Raw genomic sequence first — 16,265 nt, forward strand, 5'->3', positions numbered from 1 at the left:
GAACCGGTGCAGCTCTGACAGAACCCAACGACGGAATGGAGGAGGCCAGATGATCGAGGCCGTGGACCCACTGGTGATCGACGGGTATCTCGTTCGAGCAGCGGAGCGGTCCCCGAACCACCCGGCTGTGTCCGACGGGGACCGGCACCTCACGTACGGCGAGTTCGATGAGCGCGTCACCAGGCTGGCTCGCGTGCTCGCCGAACTCGGCGTCGGATACGGTGATCGCGTCGCCATGCTCATGGACAACAGCATCGAGAATGCCATCTGTCTCTTCGCTGCGCCGAGGATCGGTGCCATGGCTGCGCCGATCAACAACCGGTTGACGGCGGCAGAAGTCGCCTACATCGTGGCGGACCTCGAGCCGGTGGTCGTTGTGGTCGACGCAGCCCATCTCGCCAAACTGGATCGGATCGGCTCGAACGCGGGAGTCGAGCACATCATGGTTGTCGGGGGCGGTGTCCGGTCCGATGCTGTATCGGTGGCGCCGGCGATTCGGTCCGTCGTGTCGTACGAGGAGTGCGTCGCCGCGGCGAATTCGGACAGGCTCGTCGTGAACATCGATGCCCGTGACGGGGCATTCATCCTTTACACCTCGGGGACCACGGGTAAGCCGAAGGGCGCTGTTCTCGGTCACGCCGGATATGTCGCCAACACCCTGGGCATCCTTCATGCGATGCGAATGACCAGTCGCGACGAACTGCGTCACATCGGCGTGCCCATGTTCCACTCAGGCGGTCTGAACAGCATTCTCCAGCAAATCGTGCTCGGAGCGCCAGCACTGATCACCGAACCTGGCGGGTACGCGGCCGACGCGCTGGTCGATCTCTGGGCGAAACACAGCGTGTTCACCGCCTTCCTCACACCCACACAGTGGGGTCAGGTCTGCGATGTGCCAGGCGTACGAGAGCGTAACCTCGCACTGGGACGGTTGATCTGGGGTACGTCCAAACCCCCCGCATCGGTTCTCGCCCGCATGCAGGAGACCTTCCCCGGGGTGCCCGTCTACGCCAATTTCGGCATGACGGAGACCAGCGGGACCACATGCTCGCTTGCGCCCGAGTACGCCCTCTCGAAGATCCACACCGTCGGCCGACCGGTCGGCCACATCCAGGTGCGGGTCGTTGGGCCGGACCTGCGCGATGTCCCGACGGGCGAGATCGGTGAGATCGTCTACCAGGGTCCGCCGGTGGTGCGCGAATATTGGCGAAACAAGAAGGCCACTACCGAAGCCTTCACCGGTGGGTGGTTCCATTCGGGCGACTTGGGGCGGTTCGACGAGGACGGCTTCCTGATTGTCGTCGACCGGCTCAAGGACATGATCGTCTCGGGTGGCGAAAACATCTACGCCTCCGAAGTGGAGGCGGCGCTCGTCTCACACCCCAAGGTCGCCGAAGTCGTCGTGGTCGGTGTTCCGCATCCGAAGTGGGTCGAGACGCCGCGCGCGGTCGTGGTACCGACGGACCCGGATGATCCGCCCAGCCTCGAAGAGCTTCAGGACCACGTCAGGCCCGTCTTGGCCTCGTACAAGAAGCCCACCTCACTGACCATCGCGTCGTCATTGCCGAGAAACACCATGGGTAAACTGCTCCGCAACAAGATCAAGGATGATCAGAGTGTCTGACGAGACAGAGTTGGGAAACACGGACCGGAAGACCGCCGACCGCCTCGAGGTCCTGCTCATCACGGGAGGTCATGCGTTCGACCGGGAACCGTTCCTGGCGGCGTGGCAGTCCGACCATGGGTTGCACGTCACGCACCTGGAACATCCGTCTGCGACCGACGCCATCGCCGACGGCAGTGCGGCAGAGTACGACGCCGTCGTCTTCTACGACATGCCAGGAGTAGATCCGCGGGGGCCGGCGAAGCCGACTCGATTGCCGCCGGGCGTCCAGGAGGGATTCGGAGAACTGACCCGTCGCGGCGTCGGGCTTGTCTTCCTTCATCATGCGCTCGCCTCCTGGCCCGCATGGGAGGGGTACGCCGAGTTGGTGGGCGGTCGGTACCACTTCTGGCCCGGCAGTCTCCGAGGCATCGACTGGCCCGACTCGGGTTACCTGCACGACACCCAGCACGACGTCACCGTGGTGGCGTCCGACCACCCTGTCACCAGGGGAGTGCAGTCGACGTTCAGCATCCGCGACGAGTTGTATCTGTTTGCCCTACTTGAAGATTCGATCACACCGCTGGTGACGAGCGACTTCGATTTCCGCTCGGAGAACTTCTACTCCACGGGCCGTGCGATGCTCGGACACAAGTTCGACCGGGAGGGATGGACGCACCCGAAGGGCTCCAACCTGGTCGGGTGGGTACGCGAACAGGATCGTAGCCGGATCGTCTACATCCAGCCGGGAGACGGCGTGGGATCGTACGGTGACCCCAACATCCGGGCTCTGTGGTTCAACGGCGTGCGCTGGGCCGCCCGGCGTACGTGACATTCGTTGTGGGCCGGACTATCCGGTGTCAACCGCATCGTCCGAGGTCGAAGAAGGTGGAGGTAGGAGATGAGCGTCGTCGAAGTCAGGGATGAGGGCACCGTTCGTGTCATCACCCTCAATCGTCCGGATCGCCGCAATGCCACGAGTCCGGAGCTGATGACTGCGTTGAACGATGCACTTCCGATGCCGAACGACGCCGTCCGAGCCGTGATCGTCACCGGTAACGGACCCTCTTTCAGCTCCGGGGGGGACATCAAGGCCAAGCCGCTTCCGATCGAGCCCGGATCGCGCCGCATGCGCGAGGTCTTCAACCCGACGATGCTCAGGCTGGCGACGCTGCCATTGCCGATCATCGCCGCGGTCAACGGTCCGGCACTGGGTGCGGGGCTCTCCCTGGCTCTCGTCGCTGATATGCGAGTGGCCTCACGCCACGCGGTCTTCTCCTCCGGGTTCGTGGACGTGGGCTTGGCGACCGACACCGGCGCGAGCTTCTTTCTGCCGCGTCTGATCGGATACGGCCGCGCATTCGAGCTGTTGACGACGGGCCGAAAGGTCGGGCCGGCGGAGGCGCTCGATATGGGACTGGTCAACCGTGTCGTCGATCCGGATCACCTCATGGCCTCGTCCATGGAGCTCGCGCAGTTGCTGGCGGCCAAACCCGGCGTCGCGGTTCCGGCTGTGAAGGAGCTGTTGGGGGTGGCAGCACGCAATACCGTTGCGGAACAGCTCGAGGCAGAAGCCGCAATGTACGACCGCACGGCGACACATCCACACCGGATTGCGGCCAAGCAAGCGATGGTCGCCAAGATGTCCCGCACCGGCGCCGAGTCGGCGCCGGCGTCCGCTCCGCCCAGCTCATCCTCTTCGTAGCGACCAGCGCGTGTCGCCCCGAGGTCTGGTCCGCATATCGGGTGCGGAGCAGACCGTCTCGCTGCTCCGAAGATCAGGGCTCGATCAGATCGGGATCCGCTTGGTGAGCCCGCCGTCGGCCACGATGTTCGCGCCGGTCACGAGTGCCGCGACCGGACTCGCGACGAAGGCAACGATGCGGGACACCTCCTCGGGCGTGCCCATCCGGCCACGGGGAATCTGTCCCACGATGCTCTCGTAGTAGTCGGGACGTTCCGATCGCACCCGATCCCACGGTCCGCCCTCGAAGAAGATCGGACCAGGGGAGACGGCGTTGACCCGGATCCCCTGGGGAGCAAGATTCTTCGACAGACCTGCGCACTGGTGGATGAGAGCGGCCTTCATGGCCCCGAACGGAGCAGCGGGGTTTGCGAACGATTCGATTGCCGCGGTGCTGCTGATGGCGACGACCGAGGCCGCAGAGGACTCCGCGAGATGCCTCGTAGCGTGCTCTACGAGGCGGGAGAATCCGAGCACGTCGATGTCGATGTTGCGTCGCCAGGCTTCCTCGCCCACACCGGCCGCTCCACTTGCGTTGTGGACGACGATGTCGATTCCACCCAGAGACGATGCTGCTGCGTCTACCCACGGGCCGATGGCCGTTCCATCTGCAATGTCCACGACGTGAGCGACAGCGCGTCCACCATGTGAAGTGAGCTGATCGACGGCGGTATCGAGTGTCGACCTGGTCCGACCGCAGATCGCCACCGAGCAACCTTCCTGGGCGAACTGGTCCGCGATGGCGAGGCCGATTCCGCTGCCTCCGCCGGTGATCACAACGCGCAAGCCCTTCAAGCCCAGATCCATACCCAACCCTTCCGAGGTGCTCGCGGAAGTGACGTGCCTACAGGCTCGATCGACGGGTTGTCGAAGCGTCCCCTTCCGGCTACTTTACTCAATATAGCATGCAAAGTAGTATGCGATTTGTATCGCGTCTCTCGGTAGACGACCGCCCGCACTCGAAGAGGAGCAGTGATGGCAGATTTCGATGTCGACGTATTCGTGATCGGGTCGGGGGGTGCCGGGCTTGCCGCCGCCGTCGCCGCCAGGGAGGCAGGCGCGGAACGTGTCATGATCTGCGAATCCGAAAGTGTTGTCGGCGGTTCGTCACGCCTGTCGGGTGGCTTGTTCATGGCGGCCGGCAGCAGGGCCCAGCAGGCCGACGGCATTGAGGACGACGTCGACACCTTCCTGTACGACTATCTGCACTGGAACAACTACGATGTGGACTTGGGGCCGGTCAAGACTCTGGTCGAGAACGCAGGAGCCACGGTCGACTGGTTGGAAGGGCACGGAGTCGAGTTCGCCGACCGTCTGATCTACACGAGCACCGAGCGCAACAAGCGTGGCCACATCCCCTTGGGCGGTGGCCAGGCGATTGTCGACGCAATGCACACCGTGGCGAAGCGGCTCGGCATCGACATCGCGATCGGCCAGCGGGTCGACCGTCTCCTCGTCGAGGATCGCAAGGTCGTCGGTGCTGCGGTGGGCGACGACGAGATCCGGGCAAAGGCCGTCGTGGTGGCCACCGGTGGCTTCGGAGCGAACAACGAGCGTGTCGCGAAGTACACCCCCTCCGTATGGTACGAAGGCTGGTCCTGGTACATCGGGGCCGACGGTGCTCGCGGAGACGCGCTCGACTTCGCTGAGGCGATCGGTGCGCAATTGACCGGGTTCGACCACTGCCTGCGTACCCTTGCCCCGAATTTCGCTCCGAACAAGCTCAATGAAGCCTTCCAGCCTGGGTGGTGCATGCTGGTCACCGAGGACGGGCACAGGTTCCTCGACGAATCGATGCCATACGCGGTCGTCGACGAGCGGATCAATCACGTGGGCAACCGGGCCTTCATGATCTTCGACAACGCAGCGATGCACCCGCCGGCCGAACTTGCCGATCGTTATCGGAGTCCCTACCGACAGAACTGGCCGGACCGCGACGAGTTCCGTCCGAAGAACTACGTCCCCGACCTCGTCGAGGAGATGGTGCAGAAGGGGCGGATGTTCGCGGGTGACACCGTCGAGGACGCCGCCGCGCATGCCGGTCTCAACCCGGGCGTCGTCGCGGGTGCAGTGGCGCGCTACAACCGCATGTGCGCCGAAGGCGTCGACCACGACTATCTCAAGCCGACGAAGTTCCTGTTGCCGATTTCCACCGGGCCGTACTACATCGCCGAGGTTCGGCCTTGCACCGTCAACTGGACTGCCTACGGGTTCCGCATCGACGACACCGCGCGCGTACTGCACCAGAACGGCACGGAAATACAAGGACTCTACGCAGCCGGTGAGTGCACCGGCGGTGTGCTCGGTGGCGCATACGTCGGTAGCGGCAACTCGATCGCCAACTCCTACACGATCGGTCGAGTCGCGGGGTCCGAGGCGGCAATCTATGCCGCATCCGTCGAAGGCTGATCGGAGCGCGCCGCGTGGAACTCGGACTTCGATACGACATGCGCGCGCCGGACTTCGGCGCACCGATCGCAGATCTGTACTCGGCTGCCCTCGAGCAGTGTGCATGGGCAGATTCGCTGGGCTTCGACGCTGTGCACGTCGCCGAGCATCACGGAACCGAGGATGGCTATCTCCCATCCTCCCTCGTCTTCTGCAGTGCGGTGGCGGCCCGAACCCAGCGGATCGGGCTGCAACCTTCCGCGCTGCTGGTGACGCTGCACGATCCGCTTCGCCTTGCCGAGGATCTTGCCGTGATCGACATCCTCAGTGGCGGTGGGCGGCTCAACGTCGTCGCCGGCATCGGATACCTCGAACGGGAATTCGAGATGTTCGGAGTCGACTTCGCAACGCGAGCACGAACCTTCGAGACGAAGATCGACGTTCTGCGCACGGCATTGCGAGGCGAGCCGTTCGAGTACGAAGGCCGGACCGTTGTCGTCTCGCCGGCACCGCTCGGCGACGGCCCCACGATCAGCATCGGCGGTAGTGCTCCGCCGTCCGCACGTAGGGCCGCCCGGTTGGGACTGCCGTACGTCCCCACATCGAGAGAGCTCTACGAACTCTATGAGGAAGAACTTGCCAAGGCGGGCAAACCTGCACCGGCACCGTTCCGGAACCATACCCCGACATTCGTGCATCTGGCCGAGGATCCGGAGAGGGCCCTTGCAGTCGTCGGTCCTCACGTGATGCACACCTCGAATATGTATGCTCGGTGGGCGATGTCGAGGTCCGATGCGGCGAACGGCAACTACAGACCGATGACTTCGCTGGATCAGGTGAGGCAGGATCCAGACATCTGGATCATCACTCCCGAAGAGTGCCTGAGTCGGCTCGAGGGGTTCGGTGAACACGACGAATTGCGTTTTCACCCGCTGTTCGGGGGGCTGGATCCCGACGAGTCCTGGGAGAGTCTGCGCCTTTTCGAGGACCGTGTTCTGCCGAAACTGATTGCGAACGGCTCCTTCACGAAAACATGAGGAAAAACTGTCATGAAGAACTTCGTCGTGGTCGGTGCATCGCTGGCGGGATTGCGTGCCGTCGAAGCAGCACGAAAGGATGGCTTCGACGGCCGGATCACGCTCATCGGGGGAGAGGAGCACCTTCCGTACGACCGGCCACCGCTGAGTAAGCAATTCCTCTACGAAGACGACGAGCTCGATACCACGTTCCGGTCTCGGAGCTACCTGCGCGACGATTTGGGTGTCGATCTTCGGCTCGGCACATGGGCACGAGGGCTGGACATCCGCGAGAAGCGCGTTGAACTGGACACGGGCGAGATAGGTTATGACGCTTTGGTCGTGGCAACCGGTTCCAGGGCCCGCACTCTGAGCGACAACGATCACCTCGACGGAGTCCACACCCTCCGCACGGTCGACGATGCCCGTGCCGTCCGTGCGGCACTCGCAAGCGCTGTGCACGTCGTGGTGGTAGGCGCGGGTTTCATCGGAGCAGAGATTGCCTCGGCCGCTCGCCGACGCGGCCTCGACGTCACCATCGTCGAGGCAGCACCCGTACCGCTCGTCCGCGCGCTCGGTGACGAGATGGGGGAGGCATGCTCGGCCCTGCACGTTCGCAACGGAGTTCGGCTGATCTGTGGGGCGCACGTCCAGGAGATCGAGGGGACACGTCGGGTCGAGGCGGTCCGACTCGGGGACGGCACAAGACTTCCGGCGGACCTCGTCGTCGTCGGCATCGGTGCGGATCCTGCGACGGCGTGGCTCGAGAGTTCGGGCATCGCCGTCGAACGGGGCCTGACATGTGACGCCACCCTGGCCACCTCGGCAGAGGGTGTGTACGGTGCCGGCGACATCGTAAGCTGGCACAACCGAACTTTCGGCCAGTCGATGCGCCTCGAGAACTGGACCAGCGCCGCCGAGCAGGGCCGTATGGCCGCGCGCAATGCACTTGGACTGGGCGAGCCCACCGCATATGCGACTGTGCCGTACTACTGGACGCACTGGTACGGAATGTCGCTGCAGTTCGTCGGTCTTCCCACCGCCGAGGAGACCCAGGTGGTCTCGGGCTCGGTGGACTCCGACAAGTGGGTGACTCTCTATCGACTGAACGATCGGCTGGTGGGTGCTCTGGCTGTCAATTCACCTTCGGTGATCATGAAGTGCCGCATGATGATCAACAACGGTGTCTCGTGGCAGGAGGGGCTCGACTTCATGGCAGAGCGCCGGCGGGCCTCGTCCGGAGTGTGAATGGACCAGCCGCCGGGTAGCGGGCCACCTCCTCGGGCGGCAGCCGAAGATGTGACAAATTGTATGCAATGAGGAGGTGTTTGGGTGTCTCGAGTGCTGGTGCCACCTGTTGCCGTGGAAAATCGTGAGCTGGCCACCCTCAGGGGCGAGGTACGTCGATTTCTGCGAGAACAGATCGAACAGGGCAGGTTTGTTCCGCATGTGGATACCTGGTTGACCCGATGGGACCGCGAGTTCACCCGTGAACTCGGTCGTCGGGGGTGGCTCGGCATGGTTATCCCGAAAGAGTATGGGGGCCAAGGGCGAACTTTTCTGGAGCGATTCGTCGTTACCGAGGAATTGCTCGTCGTCGGAGCGCCGGTCGGGGCGCACTGGGTGGCCGAACGTCAGATCGGGCCGTCGCTTCTGCGATACGGCACCGAAGAGCAGAAGAACGAGTTCCTGCCTCGGATCAGCCGCGGCGAAATGGTATGGGCCATCGGCATGTCGGAGCCGGATTCAGGATCCGATCTTGCGAGTGTGCGGATGCGGGCCGTTCGCATCGACGGTGGTTGGAGCCTGAGCGGGACCAAGGTGTGGACGTCGGGCGCGCATGAATCCGACGCCTTCTTCGCGCTTGCCAGATCGGAGCCTTTCGACCCGGCGCACCGGCATGCCGGGCTCAGTCAGTTCATCGTCGATCTCCATGCACCCGGTGTCACCATCCGCCCGATTCTGTCCATGGGCGGCGAACACCACTTCAACGAGGTTCATCTCGACGAAGTCTTCGTCCCGGACGACCGGGTCCTGGGCAAGGTCGGTGACGGTTGGCGACAGGTCACGTCCGAACTCGGTTTCGAGCGCAGTGGACCGGAACGGATCCTCTCGACCTATGCGCTGCTCGCCGCGTCCGCCGGTGCAATGGCCGAGGGCGGGTTACCTCGTGACCCGAATCTGGGCAAGCACGTTGCGAGGGTGGCCGCTCTGCGCCAGATGTCCTTCGCTGTCTCGACAGCGCTGCAATCCCATGATCCTGATGCCGACACCGCGGCTGCGGTCGTCAAACTGCTCGGTACAACCGAGGAGGGGGACATCGCCGACTATGTCGACCGCATCACCGCGTCGGGAATACCGGACCATCCCGAAGTGGAGGCCCTGTTGAGGGCATCGATCCTGCAGCGCTCGGGCTTCACGCTACGAGGTGGTACCAACGAAATTCTTCGCGGCCTGATTGCCCGCGGATTGGGGATTCGCTGATGACCGTGCATGATTCGACGATTAAACTCGCCGCGTCTCCGCGTGCGGACACCGACCTCGTCGCTATGCTCGAAAGTCTTTTCGCCGACTACCGGTCGAAGCGCGGGGAACCTACCGCAACCGTCAATTTCGACGCCGTTCTGTGGCAGCGCCTGGACGATCTCGGTCTGACCCGGCTCACAGGGGACGAATCCAGGGGCGGGAGCGGTGCCTCCTGGGTGGAGTCGTCCGTACTGCTCGGGGCGGCGGCCGGCGCGGCCGCACCGGTACCCCTTGCAGAGCACGATCTCTTGGGCGGCTGGCTGCTCGAGGTTGCGGATCTGTCCGAGGGCGGCGGCCTCCGCACCGTGTGTCAGCCCGATGACGGCGGTCTCGCTCGGACGGTGCCCTGGGCACGAAGCGCCACCTCGATCGTGGCATTGTGGAAGTCGGACCGGGGGTGGCGAGTGGCCGATGTGCCGGCGGCAAGCCTCTCCGTCACCCAGGCTCGCAACCTTGCCGGAGAGCCGTGCGACTCGGTGCGGTTCGACATCTGTGATCTCGAGGATGGAGCCGACGTGAGTGACGACACGGCGGCCTTGTACCGCCTGCGCGGTGCACTTGCCCGATGTGCCCAGGCAGCAGGTGGTATCGCCCGAGTGGTGGAGATCGTGCTCGCCTACGTCGACGAGCGCGTGCAGTTCGGTCGGCCGATCGGCAAGTTCCAGGCTGTCCAATCGCTGGTCGCCGATTTGGCCGCGGAGGCGGCACTTGCCCGGGCGGCGACCGATGCGGCCGTCGCCCGAGTGGTCACCACCGGGTGGAACGACCCAGGGACGCCGTTCACGATCGGAGTTGCGAAATCCTGTGTCGGGCATGCCTCCTCGGTTGTCGTCCGCAATTCCCATCAGGTGCTCGGCGCGCTCGGTACCACGCTCGAACACGAGCTTCCGATGTTGACCAAGTCGATATTGGTCCACCGTAGTGATTTCGGCTCTGTTCATGAGTGGGACACGATGCTGACCGATCTGAGCACGGAGGCGGGACGGGACGGATTGTGGCCTCTCATCACGTCCCGATCCGATCACCCGACCGCCTGACCGAGGAGCATCTACCGTTGTCCGAGATCTCGTATGCCATGAGCGACGGTGTCGCCACGATCCGCCTCGGTGCTCCGGAGCGCCGTAATGCCCTGTCCGTGCAGATGGCGCGGGATCTCACCGACGCTGCCCTGACCGCCGAGGCCGATTCGTCCGTCGGTGCACTCGTGGTCACCGGTGGAGCCCACTTCTGCGCTGGAGCAGTTCGCGAAGTTCTCGCCGATGTGGGGCACGATCCGACTGAGGACGCGGCATATCGGGACTTGGAAACCGTCTACCGGGCATTCACTGCCATCGGCACAGTCGGGATCCCCACGGTCGCTGCCGTCCGTGGCGCAGCGGTCGGAGCAGGCCTCAACCTCGCGCTGGCCGCAGACCTGCGCATCGTGTCGGCGACGGCGAGGCTGATCCCCGGCTTCGCTCAGATCGGTATCCATCCCGGTGGGGGACATTTCACCCTTCTGAATCGATCGATAGGTCGTGAAGCCGCTGCCGCCCTAGGCGTTTTCGGTGAGGGTGTCACCGGTGAGCGAGCCGTCGACCTCGGCCTGGCCTGGGCTGCGGTGGACGACCCCGAGACCGAGGACTACGCCGCTTCCCTTGCCCGGCGAGTCGCGGCCGATCCGGATCTCGCTCGCCGACTTGTCATGAGCTTTCGTCGGGAGACGGCTCCAGGCGGAATGCCCTGGGATGTCGCTGTCGAACTGGAGAAGGCACCCCAGATGTGGTCGCTTCGGCGTAAGCACGGAAAATGACGTCACTGCTGCGGCCGTCGCAGTAACGAACGCGGGGGCAGACCATTGTGTGGTTGCCCCCGCGGCCGGCCGTATCGGCATCCCCCCGATCGAGGGGAAGGTCGGATCAGCGTGCGCTGCCGAGGTGCGGTAGTTCACCCGGTGCCACTGCGCGTTGGATCTGATGAGGCTCACCGAGATAGATTTCTTCGCCCGCAATGAGTCCGTCCGGTGTAATCGGCCAGACGACCAGAGCCTGGTAGGCCGTGAGATAGCTGAGATCGGGGTCGAGCGGCCCGCCGTCCGGGAGCCTTCTGTCGAGTAGAAAGGCACCCTTGACGACGTGGCGGAAGACGCCTTCGGTGATCACGGTGGACTCGTCGACGAGGACGCGGGTGATATCGAAGGACAGGCGGTTCTTGCCGACCCGCATGTTGTTCTCGTAGAACGCCTCGACCTCCACCATCGACCTGAGCCGCGTCGGTGATTCCCCACCCCAGAACGAGTACCGAGGGTCGGCTACGAGCGTCGCCTTCAGCGCCTCGAGGTCACCGGCGACTTCCGCCACGACGTGCCGCGCAACCACGTCGAGATTGCGGCGGAGTATCGGATCGGACTCTCTCGCAATGCGATCGGTGAGCAGTGACCAGCTCGACGCGGCGTCCGGATGCACCGTCGGGGCCGGGTGCCTGTCTTCCGTCATGGTTCAGAACAGCTTTCTGGTCTCTGCCACGATGCGCTCGGTGGTCGGCAGGCGATTGAGGCTCTTGGCGAATGGCACCGGCGTGAACAGACCGCCGACACGCAGGACCGGTCCCAGCAACTCGTTGAACAGGTCCTCGGTGATACGGGCGCTGATCTCCGCACCTGGTCCGGCGAACTGGGTTGCTTCATGTGTCACGACGCATCGGCGAGTGCGCTCGACCGAGTCGAGCACGGTTTCGAAATCCAATGGCACCAGCGAGCGGAGGTCGATGATTTCCGCGTCGATGCCGTCCCGGGCCAGCATGTCGGCCGCCTCGATCGCCATGGCCACGGTGGTGCCGTATGCGACGATCGTGACGTCGTTACCGGCCCGCACGGTTTTGGCCTTGCCGAGGGGAACGCGGTAGGGGCCCGTCGGCACCTCCTCCTTGACGGAGTAGAGGAGGCCGGTGTGTTGGATGAGGAGGGTCGGATCGGGTGACTCCAGGCAGGACATGAGCAGTCCCTTGGCATCGCGTGGAGTGGAGGGGAAACAGACATTGATTCCGGGGGTGTGCATGAACCAGGTCTCCACCGACTGAGCGTGCTGTGCGCCGAAGTGGCTGCTTCCGATCACACTCGTGACCATGACCGGCGTCGGTGTGGCGCCGCCGGTCATGTAACGGAACTTGGCGGCATGGTTGAGGATCTGATCCAGAACGTGCGTCGAGAAGTCGAAGAACATGACTTCGACCACGCCGCGGTAGCCGCCGAGTGCCAGACCCACCGCCGCCCCGGCGATAGCGCCCTCCGCGATCGGCGTGGCTCGAACCCGCTCGGTGCCGAACCGCGTGGACAGGTCCTTGGTGGTCTTGAAGACTCCCCCGATCGGATCGGCCACGTCCTCGCCGAGAATGACGATCTTCTCGTCGGCGTCCATGGCGCAGTGGTAGCCGGAGTTGATCGCCTGGGCGATGGTCATCTGTTGGATGCTGGTGTTACTCACCGCTGGCGCTCCTCGCGAAGGTTTCGTCGGCGAAGACACCCTCGTAGATGTCCGCCTGGTCGGGATCGGTGCCGGCCGCCGCGTACCGGAAGGCGTCGTCGACCGTGGTTGCCGCCTCGGCCTCGATGCCGCAAATTTGCTGCTCGGACATGTGCCCGTTCTCCAGGAGCCATCTGCGGAAGGTCGGGGCGGGGTCGCGCTTCATCGCCGCCGCCAGTTCCTCCTTGGGCACGTAGCTGTAGTCCGCGGTTCCCGTGTGCCCGGTGAGCCGGTAGTGCACGAACTCCAGGAATGTCGGACCCCTGTTCGCACGAGCCCGTGTCAGTGCGGCATCGAGTGCGTCTGCACATGCCATGGGATCGAATCCGTCCACACGCTCGGCCGCCATGCCGTAAGCGGCAGCACGCTTGGTGAGGTCGGTGTTGGGCGCGTAGTCGGCAATTGCCGTATGCTCGCCCCACTGATTGTTCTGGCACACGATCACGACGGGCAGCTTCCACAGGGCGACGAAGTTCATGCCCTCGTGGTAGGCGCCGATCGACGTCGCCCCGTCACCGAAGGTGACGACGACGGCGTTGCCGGACCTGTCCATCTGTTCGGCCATGCCCAGGCCTGCCGCGATTTGCATGCCGGAGCCGACGATGCCGGTGGTCGCGGTGAAGTTGACCTCTTGATCCTGCAGATGCATGGGGCCACCTCGCCCCCGGGAGCAGCCCTCCTCCTTGCCGTACAGTTCGGCAACGATCGATTGGAGCGACATTCCCTTGGCCATGGCATCGCCGAGATTGCGGTAAGTGGAAATCATCTTGTCGTCGCGTCGCATCGTGGCTCCGAGAGCGGCGCAGACGGCCTCCATTCCACGGACGGGGTAGAAGGCCGCGCGGAGTCGCCCCGCTTTGGATTCGGCAGAGGCCCGCTGATCGGCCATGGTGGTGCTGAGCATGAGGTTGTACATGCGCTCCAGCGCATCGGCACTCAGCGGCACGCGTTGCATGGGGGCTGGACTGTCATTCATGCTTCGATCCTCACGAGTCTCTCGAGGCGCAGGGGCTGCATATCGGCAGTTCCACCGGCCGTGAACGTCCGTCGCCGCAATATACAGAGAGTGTATACATTTTTGCCTTCGTATGGGAGCTGTCACCCGGTGCCCTACAGGTCGACGCCCGGTACATGCAGAGCAGCGAGGGCCCGCTCAGATTGCCTTCACCTCGAGACGGCGGCCTCGAGTGCGGCCAGGATCTCGGTCTTGGGCTTGGCCCCGATCATCGAGGAGACCAGCTCGCCGCCGCGGTAGATGTGCAGTGTCGGGACGCTGATGATGCCCTTGGCGGCGGCAGTCGCAGACTGTTCCTCGATGTTGAGTTTGACGACTCGAACAGCGTCACCCATTTCGGCGGCAACCTCGTCGAGAACCCGTGCGAGCCCCCTGCAGGGACCGCACCAGGGCGCCCAGAAGTCGACGACGACGAGCTTGTCGGATCCTAGGACGTCGGCGTCGAACGTCGCGTCGGTGGTCTCCACAACTAGTCCCATTGATTGTCCTTCCTCGTTTCCCGGTGGATGAGACCGTGCTCACGTTGAGATGCCGGCCGTTCAGACGTGACCGGCCCGCGCCAGGAATCGTTCGGCGTCGAGTGCGGCCGAGCAGCCGGAGCCGGCGGCAGTGATGGCCTGCCGATAGGTGTGGTCCACGAGATCCCCGCAGGCGAAAACGCCCTCCACGCTGGTGTGCGTAGATCGTCCCTCCACGAGGACGTATCCCTGGTCGTCGAGGTCGACGACACCCTTGACGAGTTCGTTGCGGGGGTCGTGCCCGACAGCAACGAACATCCCGGAGACTGCCAGTTCTCGGGTCGTCCCCGTCGAATTGTCACGCAGTGTGATGCCGGTGAGTCGGTCGTCGCCGTGAAGGGCTTCGACAGTGCTGTTCCAGGCGAAGGAGATCTTGTCATCGGCGAAGGCGCGGTCGGCCATGATCTTGGAGGCGCGCAACTCGTCGCGGCGGTGCACGATCGTCACCGAGCGTGCGAATCTGGTGAGGAATGTCGCCTCCTCGATGGCCGAGTCACCTCCTCCGATGACCGCGATGTCCTGGTCCTTGAAGAAGAAGCCGTCGCACGTCGCACACCAGGACACACCATGCCCGGAGAGCCGCTTCTCGTCGGGCAGGCCGAGTTCCCGGTAGGCAGAACCCATCGCAAGGATGACCGCGCGCGAGGTGTACGTATTGCCCGCACTGTCGGTTACCCGCTTGATGTCGCCGATCAGGTCGACCGATACCACATCGTCGCTGATGATCTCGGCGTCGAACCGGAGGGCTTGAGCCCGCATCTCCGCCATGAGCTCCGGACCCGTGATGCCCTCTTCGAAGCCGGGGAAGTTCTCCACCTCGGTGGTGTTCATGAGCGCGCCCCCCGCGCTGATGGAGCCCTCGAACAGGAGGGGACGAAGGTTCGCACGGGCGGCATAGACGGCTGCCGTGTAGCCGGCCGGACCGGATCCGATGATGATGAGATTGCGGAGCGGGTCGCTCTCGGTCATGGGTTCTCCTTGCCGGGGCGCTGGCTGTGGATGGGATCACGTCCTCGCGTGACAGTCGCCGAAGAAGCGCCGATGAGCCATAATGGCATACAGAAACGCATATTTTCTAGAGCGAGGCGGATTCATGATCATCACCGACGCCCAAGTTCACGTATGGCCCGCCGAAACGCCCGACCGCCCGTGGCCGGACGAACGGCGCCAGTATGCTCATCGACCCCATTACACGATCGATGAACTGCGGGCCGATATGGCCGTCGCGGGGGTGGACCGCGCGATACTCGTACCACCTCTCTCCGAAGGAGACCGGAACGACTACTGTCTTCAGGCGGCAGCCGATCATCCCGGCGTCTTTCGTGTGATGGGCCGGCTCGATGTCGCGGACCGGACGAGCCGACGTCTTGTGCCTCGGTGGCTGGAGCAGCCGGGGATGCTCGGAATCCGTGTCACCTTCAGCAAGAACCCTCCCGCCTCCTGGCTCGAGGACGGGACGGCAGACTGGCTCTGGTCTGCCGCGGAGGTGGCAGGCATACCGATAATGGTGTTCTCTCCCTTCAGTATTCCGCAGATCGGACGCATCGCGGCGCGTTATCCCGACCTGCGCATCGTGGTGGACCATCTTGGGTTCGCCACCGGCCTCACCGACGACCTCGGTCCCTCGATCGAGCGCCTGATTCGCCTGGCCCATCTCCCGAATGTTGCGGTGAAGGCAAGCAGTCTGCCCGCCTATATCACCGAGCCCTATCCGTTTCGGACCCTGCACGACCACATCGAGAGAGTGGTCGACGCCTTCGGCCCGCGGCGGGTCTTCTGGGGTAGCGACGTCACGCGGTTGCCCTGTTCCTACGGCGAGGCGCGGCGCCTTTTCACCGAGGAATTGGACTTCTTGGACGCGGAGAGTCTGGAATGGATCATGGGGCGGGGGCTGTCCGAATGGATCGGCTGGAAGTAGGAAGATCCGCTGCAGGCAGCGCCGATCGCTCTTGTCA

16 protein-coding genes are annotated in these 16,265 nt (G+C 64.1%); 10 read left to right on the forward strand and 6 right to left on the reverse strand.

The features are described from left to right. Positions 1–49 precede the first annotated feature (49 nt). From G6038_RS10185 to G6038_RS10195, 3 genes are all read left to right on the forward strand, one after another. The gene (locus G6038_RS10185) at positions 50–1,624 is read left to right on the forward strand and encodes an AMP-binding protein (protein WP_165037549.1); all 1,575 of its coding nucleotides are present in this window, start codon (positions 50–52) and stop codon (positions 1,622–1,624) included. Further along, a complete protein-coding gene (locus G6038_RS10190) occupies positions 1,617–2,435 on the forward strand; it encodes a ThuA domain-containing protein (RefSeq protein ID WP_165037550.1) in 819 nt (272 codons plus the stop codon). Before G6038_RS10185 ends, G6038_RS10190 begins: the two co-directional genes overlap by 8 nt. A gap of 69 nt (positions 2,436–2,504) precedes the next feature. Continuing rightward, positions 2,505–3,308, forward strand: coding sequence for an enoyl-CoA hydratase/isomerase family protein (locus tag G6038_RS10195; protein ID WP_165037551.1), 804 nt, complete (start codon positions 2,505–2,507; stop codon positions 3,306–3,308). An 84-nt stretch (positions 3,309–3,392) separates the two neighbouring features. Here G6038_RS10195 and G6038_RS10200 read toward each other — a convergent pair whose 3' ends face one another. Continuing rightward, positions 3,393–4,154 (reverse strand): SDR family oxidoreductase, encoded by a 762-nt coding sequence (locus G6038_RS10200; RefSeq protein WP_165037552.1) that lies wholly within the window; start codon positions 4,152–4,154, stop codon positions 3,393–3,395. 168 nt (positions 4,155–4,322) lie between these two features. Between G6038_RS10200 and G6038_RS10205 the strand changes: the two genes are divergently transcribed. From G6038_RS10205 to G6038_RS10230, 6 genes are all read left to right on the forward strand, one after another. Further along, positions 4,323–5,756, forward strand: coding sequence for an FAD-dependent oxidoreductase (locus tag G6038_RS10205; RefSeq protein WP_165037553.1), 1,434 nt, complete (start codon positions 4,323–4,325; stop codon positions 5,754–5,756). A gap of 14 nt (positions 5,757–5,770) precedes the next feature. Further along, positions 5,771–6,772, forward strand: coding sequence for an LLM class flavin-dependent oxidoreductase (locus G6038_RS10210; protein WP_165037554.1), 1,002 nt, complete (start codon positions 5,771–5,773; stop codon positions 6,770–6,772). 12 nt (positions 6,773–6,784) lie between these two features. After that, entirely contained in the window at positions 6,785–7,999 is a 1,215-nt protein-coding gene (locus G6038_RS10215) for an FAD-dependent oxidoreductase (RefSeq protein ID WP_165037555.1), read from the forward strand. 84 nt (positions 8,000–8,083) lie between these two features. Further along, complete coding sequence (locus tag G6038_RS10220; protein ID WP_165037556.1) at positions 8,084–9,235, forward strand: acyl-CoA dehydrogenase family protein; 1,152 nt, start codon at positions 8,084–8,086, stop codon at positions 9,233–9,235. After that, positions 9,235–10,314 (forward strand): acyl-CoA dehydrogenase family protein, encoded by a 1,080-nt coding sequence (locus G6038_RS10225; RefSeq protein WP_240918403.1) that lies wholly within the window; start codon positions 9,235–9,237, stop codon positions 10,312–10,314. Before G6038_RS10220 ends, G6038_RS10225 begins: the two co-directional genes overlap by 1 nt. 38 nt (positions 10,315–10,352) lie before the next feature. Continuing rightward, positions 10,353–11,069: an enoyl-CoA hydratase-related protein gene (locus G6038_RS10230; protein ID WP_100054911.1), complete on the forward strand. Its 717-nt coding sequence runs from the start codon at positions 10,353–10,355 to the stop codon at positions 11,067–11,069. Positions 11,070–11,175: 106 nt separating this feature from the next. Here the strand turns inward: G6038_RS10230 and G6038_RS10235 are convergent, their stop codons facing one another. From G6038_RS10235 to trxB, 5 genes are all read right to left on the reverse strand, one after another. Beyond that, entirely contained in the window at positions 11,176–11,751 is a 576-nt protein-coding gene (locus tag G6038_RS10235) for a nuclear transport factor 2 family protein (RefSeq protein ID WP_165037557.1), read from the reverse strand. Positions 11,752–11,754: 3 nt separating this feature from the next. Further along, complete coding sequence (locus G6038_RS10240; protein ID WP_165037591.1) at positions 11,755–12,714, reverse strand: transketolase C-terminal domain-containing protein; 960 nt, start codon at positions 12,712–12,714, stop codon at positions 11,755–11,757. A gap of 16 nt (positions 12,715–12,730) precedes the next feature. Then, the gene (locus tag G6038_RS10245; RefSeq protein WP_240918405.1) at positions 12,731–13,732 is read right to left on the reverse strand and encodes a thiamine pyrophosphate-dependent dehydrogenase E1 component subunit alpha; all 1,002 of its coding nucleotides are present in this window, start codon (positions 13,730–13,732) and stop codon (positions 12,731–12,733) included. A 209-nt stretch (positions 13,733–13,941) separates the two neighbouring features. Continuing rightward, positions 13,942–14,271, reverse strand: a complete 330-nt coding sequence (gene trxA, locus G6038_RS10250) for a thioredoxin (protein WP_165037559.1) — start codon at positions 14,269–14,271, stop codon at positions 13,942–13,944. Between the two features lie 60 nt (positions 14,272–14,331). Further along, positions 14,332–15,279, reverse strand: a complete 948-nt coding sequence (gene trxB / locus G6038_RS10255; RefSeq protein ID WP_165037560.1) for a thioredoxin-disulfide reductase — start codon at positions 15,277–15,279, stop codon at positions 14,332–14,334. 124 nt (positions 15,280–15,403) lie between these two features. Here trxB and G6038_RS10260 point away from each other — a divergent pair, with 124 nt between their 5' ends. Further along, positions 15,404–16,228, forward strand: coding sequence for an amidohydrolase family protein (locus G6038_RS10260; protein ID WP_165037561.1), 825 nt, complete (start codon positions 15,404–15,406; stop codon positions 16,226–16,228). Positions 16,229–16,265: the final 37 nt, after the last annotated feature.

Origin of the sequence: Rhodococcus sp. 14C212 (assembly GCF_011058195.1) — a bacterium.
In the GTDB taxonomy this organism is placed as follows: Bacteria; Actinomycetota; Actinomycetes; order Mycobacteriales; family Mycobacteriaceae; genus Rhodococcus; species Rhodococcus aetherivorans.

Bases quoted from the DNA above. Each gene is read 5' to 3' on its own strand.
- G6038_RS10195 (WP_165037551.1), top strand. From the start codon at position 2,505: ATGAGCGTCGTCGAAGTCAGGGATGAGGGCACCGTTCGTGTCATCACC.
- G6038_RS10205 (WP_165037553.1), top strand. From the start codon at position 4,323: ATGGCAGATTTCGATGTCGACGTATTCGTGATCGGGTCGGGGGGTGCC.
- G6038_RS10200 (WP_165037552.1), bottom strand. From the start codon at position 4,154: ATGGATCTGGGCTTGAAGGGCTTGCGCGTTGTGATCACCGGCGGAGGC.
- G6038_RS10245 (WP_240918405.1), bottom strand. From the start codon at position 13,732: ATGCAACGCGTGCCGCTGAGTGCCGATGCGCTGGAGCGCATGTACAAC.
- G6038_RS10260 (WP_165037561.1), top strand. From the start codon at position 15,404: ATGATCATCACCGACGCCCAAGTTCACGTATGGCCCGCCGAAACGCCC.
- G6038_RS10235 (WP_165037557.1), bottom strand. From the start codon at position 11,751: ATGACGGAAGACAGGCACCCGGCCCCGACGGTGCATCCGGACGCCGCG.
- G6038_RS10230 (WP_100054911.1), top strand. From the start codon at position 10,353: ATGAGCGACGGTGTCGCCACGATCCGCCTCGGTGCTCCGGAGCGCCGT.
- G6038_RS10185 (WP_165037549.1), top strand. From the start codon at position 50: ATGATCGAGGCCGTGGACCCACTGGTGATCGACGGGTATCTCGTTCGA.
- trxA (WP_165037559.1), bottom strand. From the start codon at position 14,271: ATGGGACTAGTTGTGGAGACCACCGACGCGACGTTCGACGCCGACGTC.
- G6038_RS10240 (WP_165037591.1), bottom strand. From the start codon at position 12,714: ATGACCATCGCCCAGGCGATCAACTCCGGCTACCACTGCGCCATGGAC.
- trxB (WP_165037560.1), bottom strand. From the start codon at position 15,279: ATGACCGAGAGCGACCCGCTCCGCAATCTCATCATCATCGGATCCGGT.
- G6038_RS10215 (WP_165037555.1), top strand. From the start codon at position 6,785: ATGAAGAACTTCGTCGTGGTCGGTGCATCGCTGGCGGGATTGCGTGCC.
- G6038_RS10225 (WP_240918403.1), top strand. From the start codon at position 9,235: ATGACCGTGCATGATTCGACGATTAAACTCGCCGCGTCTCCGCGTGCG.